The 7,134-nt window shown below is 40.9% G+C and carries 6 protein-coding genes and 1 pseudogene; all 7 read left to right on the top strand.

Annotation, left to right across the window (positions count from 1 at the left end; all coding sequences use genetic code 11):
* Window positions 1–495 (top strand): annotated as a pseudogene (locus ACH2DQ_RS07830) (export ABC transporter ATP-binding protein); the annotation flags it as partial.
* A 24-nt stretch (window positions 496–519) separates the two neighbouring features.
* Window positions 520–1,263, top strand: coding sequence for an ABC transporter permease (locus ACH2DQ_RS07825; protein WP_394913710.1), 744 nt, complete (start codon window positions 520–522; stop codon window positions 1,261–1,263).
* Window positions 1,260–2,267: an ABC transporter permease gene (locus tag ACH2DQ_RS07820; protein ID WP_394913711.1), complete on the top strand. Its 1,008-nt coding sequence runs from the start codon at window positions 1,260–1,262 to the stop codon at window positions 2,265–2,267. The genes ACH2DQ_RS07825 and ACH2DQ_RS07820 overlap by 4 nt, the downstream gene beginning before the upstream one ends.
* A 79-nt stretch (window positions 2,268–2,346) precedes the next feature.
* A complete protein-coding gene (locus tag ACH2DQ_RS07815; protein ID WP_395026251.1) occupies window positions 2,347–4,869 on the top strand; it encodes a LuxR C-terminal-related transcriptional regulator in 2,523 nt (840 codons plus the stop codon).
* Between the two features lie 152 nt (window positions 4,870–5,021).
* The gene (locus ACH2DQ_RS07810; protein WP_394913713.1) at window positions 5,022–5,657 is read left to right on the top strand and encodes a hypothetical protein; all 636 of its coding nucleotides are present in this window, start codon (window positions 5,022–5,024) and stop codon (window positions 5,655–5,657) included.
* Window positions 5,642–6,511 carry a DNA damage-inducible protein D gene (gene dinD / locus ACH2DQ_RS07805; protein WP_394913714.1) on the top strand — a complete coding sequence of 290 codons (870 nt, stop codon included), beginning with the start codon at window positions 5,642–5,644 and terminating at the stop codon, window positions 6,509–6,511. Before ACH2DQ_RS07810 ends, dinD begins: the two co-directional genes overlap by 16 nt.
* A 26-nt stretch (window positions 6,512–6,537) precedes the next feature.
* The coding region (locus ACH2DQ_RS07800) for a nitrilase-related carbon-nitrogen hydrolase (RefSeq protein WP_395026248.1) at window positions 6,538–7,134 on the top strand (597 nt) is incomplete at its 3' end.

Genomic DNA, 7,134 nt, shown 5'->3' with positions numbered 1-7,134 from the left:
GCCATTGCCCATGAGCCGGAACTGGTAATTATGGATGAGCCTACCGTTGGCATTGATCCCCAGTCCCGCAACCACATTTTAGAATCCATCCGGGAACTGCGCAGCCATGGTATGACGGTGCTCTATACGACACATTATATGGAAGAAGTGGAAGAGATCTCCACACGTATTATTGTTATGGATGATGGATCGCTTATAGCAGAGGGCACCAAAGAGGAACTAAAGGAAAGTATTTCCGATAAAAGAAAATTCATTTTGACAGTAGAGTCGCAAGCAATTAATGCAGATGAATTTTACCGCATTGAAGGAGTTACGGAGGTGCGGTCAGAAAAAGGAATTATTGAGATCACAACTTTAAAAAATGTGGAAAACCTGGATAAGATTATATCGCTGGCGCTGTCCCTGAACATTAAAATCAATAATGTTGTGTGCCAGACGGCGAACTTGGAAACTGTATTTTTAAGCCTTACGGGAAAAAGCCTGCGGGATGAGTAAGCAGAAAGAAAAGAGGGAATGCGTATGCGGGGATTTTATTATATTTGCAAACAGGATTTTTTAAATCTGGTAAAAAATCCGATGTGGCTGTTTTATGTTTTTGCTTTTCCGGTGCTGCTGGTGGGAGTGATGGGATTTTTCATGGAAGGAAGTTATGGCGGTGAAATAACTTCTTATGATTATTATGGAATCAGCCTGATGATCTATGGAGCGCTAAATGCGGCAACGATCGGTGCCAATTCCTTTATGGAAGAACGCATTAAGGCGGGAAATATGCGGATTATTTTTTCGCCCCAGCCGGATGCCAGCCTGTATCTTTCCAAGATTGCGGCATCGTTTTTATTTACCGAAATCGCATATTTGATTGATTTTGGAATACTTCATTTTGTGTTTGGGGTCAATATCGGGGGAATGTATACGGGATATGTGCTGTTGGTACTGACGGTGGCAATATTGTTCTCGTCAGCGCTGGGAGTAATGTGCTGCTGTATCTTTAAAAGCGAGAATATCACAAACCAGATATTAAGTACGGTGCTGACTATTTTATGCCTGCTGGGCGGGGTGTTCTTTTCACTGGATGGATTTGGGGAGACCGTTCGGAAGATATGTCTGCTGTCCCCTGTGAAATGGATTCTGAATACACTGTTTGCCATTATCTATGACAGGGATCTTGGTCAGGTATTGCCTACCATACTTTTACTGGCAGCAGGGACGGTTATTTTATTGGGACTTTGCCGTGTCTTTTTCCATAAGGAGGATTATGTATGATACAAATATTAAAAAATGATGTGACAAGGGTGTTATGTAATAAAAAAAATGCTATAATGACGTTAGTGCTTACGATCTGTATGGTGGGATTTGCCATTTATTTCACTAATAAGATACAGGTGATGGGGAACCTTGCAGTTGTTGAAAGCGGCGAAGCGGGCATGGAAATGAACAGTGCAAAACTGCATATTTCCCTCAGCGGGCTTGAGCGTTATTACAATATCAGCTATGCTGCCAGGGAACCAAAAGAAAGTGAACTGGTAAGCGGACGCTATGATGCCGTTATCACACAATCCGGAAATGGTTATGCGATTAAATCCGTAAAAAGTACTGATTTTCAAAAAGTGCTGATGCAGGCACTTAAAAACCCGTCAGAATTTGTTCCTGCTACCGATCAGATGCGGGGAGTGGGAACAAATATTATTGGATATTTAGTGATGATTCTTCTGATGCAGGGCGTTCTTCACATGGAATATTATGGAGAAGATAAGGAGAAACATCTGGTGGAGCGGATTGCTGTTTCACCACTCAGTTTTGTGAAATATCTTACGGCTCATTTTCTGTATGCTTTTCTGATGCTGTTTCTGCCAAGTATGGGAGTAGTGGCGGCAGCCGGCATCATAGGATTGAATATTGGTTTCGCACTGTGGGAATATGCAGTGCTGCTGGGAATTTTGTGTATGCTTTCGGCTGCATTTGGAATCTTTATGCATACCTTTTGCAAGAGCATGGACAGCGCAAATATGACGGCCTCCCCGCTTATTGTACTAACATCCATTTTAGGGGGAACCTTCTATTCTTATGCCCACAGTAATCAAATCATGAATGCCCTGATAAACGTGCTTCCCCAGAAGAATTTTATCTCATTCGTGAACGGGATGGAAAAGGGGTGCCTGGATACGCATCAATATCAGCAGCTGGGCTACTGTCTGATTCTGATATTGGTATTGACTGGAGTATCAGCTGCACGAAATTGCAGTCAATACCGGCCCGCTGTAAAATAAAGTCCGGAAAGGTAATTTTATGTTTCATACATCCATATTAAAATCAAAGTTTAAAATTCCGAAACCGCGGAAAAATTACGTGGTACGGCATGAATTATACCAGCTTTTAGACCAGGCAGCAGATTATAAAGTAATCCTCATTCAGGGGGAGGCGGGAAGCGGTAAGACAACACTGCTCAGCTCCTATATATCGGATAGAGGCTTAAAAATGGTGCGGTGGATTACCCTGGATGAAAGCAGTAACCATGTCTTTGTCTTCTGGCGCTATTTTCTGGAAGCAGTGAGAGAACAGCTGGGGGGAAAAGGCGAGGAAATAGTACACCTCTTTGACGAAAATATGCAGTTGGAAAACATGGAGCATTTTTTGCCGGTTTTATTTAGTGAAATAAATTTTGAAGAAGAATGCTGGCTGGTGCTGGATGATTTCCAGGTGATACAGGAACCGGAACTGATTCAGACAATCGAGCTGCTGTTTCAAAATATTCCGGAGAATCTGCAAATTCTGCTGGTAACCAGAGAACAGCCCAAAGTCTATCTGGGAGCCCTTGGAATGGAAGGTGAGCTTCTGGTCATTGATGAAGAACAGTTAAAATGCGGATACCGGGACAGTATGGATTTTTTAACAAATACATTGGGACTGACCTATACGGATAGAGTATTGGAATATATGTGCCGTATCGCTGAAGGGTGGATTGGCGGGCTTCAGCTTTTATCCCTTTCCCTGAAAGGAAAGCCGGAGGATGAGATTCTGAGGATCAATGTTCAGAATCGCTTTACGGACGAATACATTACCAGAGAGATCTTTGAAATATTGACGGAGCAGGAACAGAGATTTTTACTTTATTCCTCGGTATTTCAGTATTTTAATAAAGAGATGTGCATGGATTTGATTGGGAGAGAGGTGGCAGAGGCATTTGACAGTATAATAGACCGAAATTTATTTGTCATATGCGTAGATGAAAAGGAAGGTATGTATCGCTATCATGGAATTCTGCTGGAATACTTAAGAAAGCATCTCGCCAGAGAGGAAATTGGACTCCAGCGGAAACTGCATGAGCATGCATCAAAAATCCTTTACGAAGCAGGTGATTTTGAAGAAAGCCTGAATCAGCTTTTTCTCATAGAAGCCTATGAAGAAGCAATGAATATACTGTCACAGATTCCGCAAAATTCCATTTTCTTTTCATACTTCTGTAAAGTTCCAATTGAGGAAATTTATAAAAATACGGATTTTGCCATTCAGTATTTCTTTTATCACTATGCGAATTTTGAATTTGAAATTTGTAAAAAAGTGTATGAAACTCTGAACCGGGAAAACAGCCGCGAAGATCTGGGAAAAGCGATCCAGTGTGCGGATTTATTTGTAAATGAGACCTTTGCCTACTCGGATATCCGTCTCTTAACCATGGAAGAGATAGATAGTTTTCCGATTAATGACACAACCAAGGCCTTCCTTTTGGTAAAGGAAACATTTTTACAATATTACAAATGGAATATCCAGACAGCATTTGAGTACCTGGAGAAGGCAGACAGCATCTGGAAAAAGACGGGGAATCACTATCTGGGATTTTTCGTGACGTTTGTACGTACCCAGATCTATGAAGAGCTTGGGGAACTGGACAGATGCATGGAACTTTATGAGAACTGCAGCCCGTTACTCAAAGACTATAAAATGTTAAAACTGCCCTATTATGTAGGGCTCATTGGCGTCTATCTGAAAAAAATGCAGCTAAAAGAGGCTAAGGCTGCCATAGACCAGGCAGAACAGGTGACTTCCAAGGAAGCACTTATGATGGATCTGAGCTTTCAATACAATGTGGTGGAGTATGAATGTCTGACAGAGGATTATGCAAAAAGCAGTGTAAAAGTAAAAGCATTTTTAAGAAACTGTCTGCCGGACAATTGCCTGGTCGGGTCGGCACTGATTAAATATGTGATCTGGAACCATCAGGATTTGGAATGTGAGGAACGATTTTTGTATGATTACAGCCGTGGTGCAGAACGGGGAAATAAAGTGGATACCATGTTGATTTATGCAAAACTCTGCGCTGACAGAGGCAATATAGACACCGCAATGGAAACAATTAATGAGATATTAAAGTTTGCAAGGAAGAATCGTAATAAGACCAGAATCATTGAAGCTGATCTGTTGAAAATGAGAATATTGAGAAGAGCGGAGGAGGAACAGAGCGGGGAGAGTCAGCGGGAACTAAAAAATATGCTGTTTGAAGTGATCACTTATGCCGCAGACAGCGGATTACGGCAGCCCTTTTTCTTCGAACGTGACTTGATGCAGGAGATGACAAAGCGTTATCGTTTGGAATTAAAAGAAAAGCTGGTGGAGAAGGAGCAGGAATTCCTCCAGGAATTGATGCTGCCGGACGAGCGCAGCAGCGATCATAAAGAGCAGCTTCTTTCAGAACGGGAACTGGAAGTGCTGAGAGAGCTCAGCACCGGAAAAAGCAATAAGCAGATCGGGGAGGAACTTTGCATATCCCTGGCAACGGTAAAGACCCATGTGATCAATATTTATTCTAAGATGCAGGTGAACAGCAGGTTGGCGGCTGTGAATACGGGGAAAGAGATGGGGATTTTGAAATAGGGTGAGATAAGCAAAGAAGAGCGGGGGATTTCCTCCGCTTTTTCTATGTTATGTAATTATCTTCTTGACTTATTGGCAACAGAGATGTAATATATGTGTAATAATAAATATCATATCAATTCTTAATATGATAAGAAGGCGGGACGCATTAAATGTTGCTAAATACATACGATAAAATTATTGCGTTATTTAATAGGAAAGCTGGTTATATGAGCTTTGCCGATTTACGTGAGGAAAAGATTACGGTGATCCAAATGCGAGAGTTAGAAGCGCGGGGGGTGATACAAAAGATTTCATATGGTTGGTATTGGTGTACCGCGTGTGGAATACAAAAACCTGCGGACTATAAATATATTGAACTGGGGAAAGTGGAACCTAATGCGGTAATTTGCTTAGAAAGTGCCTGTTATATACATGGACTGTTAGGACATGAGCCTTATAATGTATCGATAGCTATTGCAAGAAATAACAGAAAGCAGTTAAAAATGCAGTTTCCGCTTACAAAGCATTATTATACGAATCTTGAAAATGAGTATATGGAAGAATGCAGATCTGTGTTTGGAGTTTATAAATTATTTAATGCTGAGGCTTGTATATGCGATTGTATCAAAAAAAGAAATAAAATAGAATCCGATGTATATTTAGAAATTATAGAGAATTATCGCAGCCGTTCAGATAAGCAGTTAGACAGATTAAGGGAATATGCAGTTAAAATGAAGGTAGATAACAAAATAAGTAAAGTTTTAGAAAGTGTTCAAAATGAGGGGACGAAATGGAAGAAAAAATAATAGAAAAGTTAAAGTTGATGTTTGATGATATTGTACATATTAGCAGTGATTGTTCCATTGAATATTGGTGTGCTAGAGAACTTCAGCCGTTACTGGGATATTCCAGATGGGAGAATTTTGAACTGGCTATAAAAAGGGCAATGGAATCATGTAAATGCAGTAAAATAGAGGCTTTAGACCATTTTCGTGATGTCACGAAAATGGTACAGTTAGGTAGTGGATCTACAAGGAAGGTTAAGGATTATATATTAACCAGATACGCATGCTATTTGATTGCTCAAAATGGTGATCCTAGAAAAGAAGAAATCTCATTTGCACAAAGTTATTTTGCGGTTCAAACCAGAAAGCAGGAAATCATTTCCGATAGAATTAAATTAATGGAGCGCGTAGAGGTTAGAGAAAAACTTCGTGAATCAGAAAAGAGATTGTCCAAAAGTATTTATGAACATGGAGTTGACGATGCTGGATTTGGAAGAATTCGATCAAAAGGGGATCGGGCATTGTTCGGAGGTTACTCAACGAAGGACATGAAAGCTAAGTTGGAGATCAATGAGAAAAGGCCTTTAGCGGATTTTTTGCCAACGTTAACAATTACAGCTAAGAACCTGGCAGCAGAGATGTCAAATTATAACGTAAATCAAAAAGCTTTATATGGAGAAATAACAATTACAGATGAACATGTACAAAATAATGAGAGCGTAAGGGATATGCTCGGAAAAAGAGGAATCCAACCTGAAAATCTTCCACCGGATGAAGATATTAAGAAATTAGAACGAAGAGTGAAAACAGAAGAGAAGAAATTAAGCAAAGAAAGCAGCATATTACCGGTAGAGTTGGCTAAAAATCAAATATAGAGTTTACCTAAATCGGAGGTACATACATGAATATTTTCACAGCAGCAGCAATACAATTAGACACAAAAAGCAACGCAGAAGAAAACCTTCACAACGCCGTTGAATTAATTAGAGAAGCAGCAGAGCGGGGCGCCCGGTTGATTGCTATGCCGGAGACCGTCAATTATATCGGACCGGACTGTGAGAAATTTGCAGAGTGCATACCGGAGGGGCATACTTTTAAAGTATTTGCAGAACAGGCGAAAAAGTACCGGGTGTGGCTGCACTGCGGGAGTATTTATGAAAAAAACGAAGATGCAAATGACAGGCGCCCCTATAACACTACGATGATCATAAATCCCGCGGGAGAGCTGGCGGCAAAATACCGGAAACTCCATCCATTTGACGTGTCCATAGCAGAAGGACCTGCCATTCGGGAATCGGATATAAACTGTCCCGGGAATCAAATCGTGACGGTAGATACGGGAGAAGTTGGGCATCTGGGGCTGTCTGTCTGTTATGATATGAGATTCTGTGAATTGTTACGGATAATGGCGCTTCAGGGGGCACAGATCCAGATAATCCCTGCTAATTTTACGGTTAAAACCGGAAAGGATCATTGGGAAGTGCTTTTAAGAGCCAGG

Source organism: Robinsoniella sp., assembly GCF_034124845.1.
This window is presented reverse-complemented; position numbering and strand designations above follow the sequence as displayed.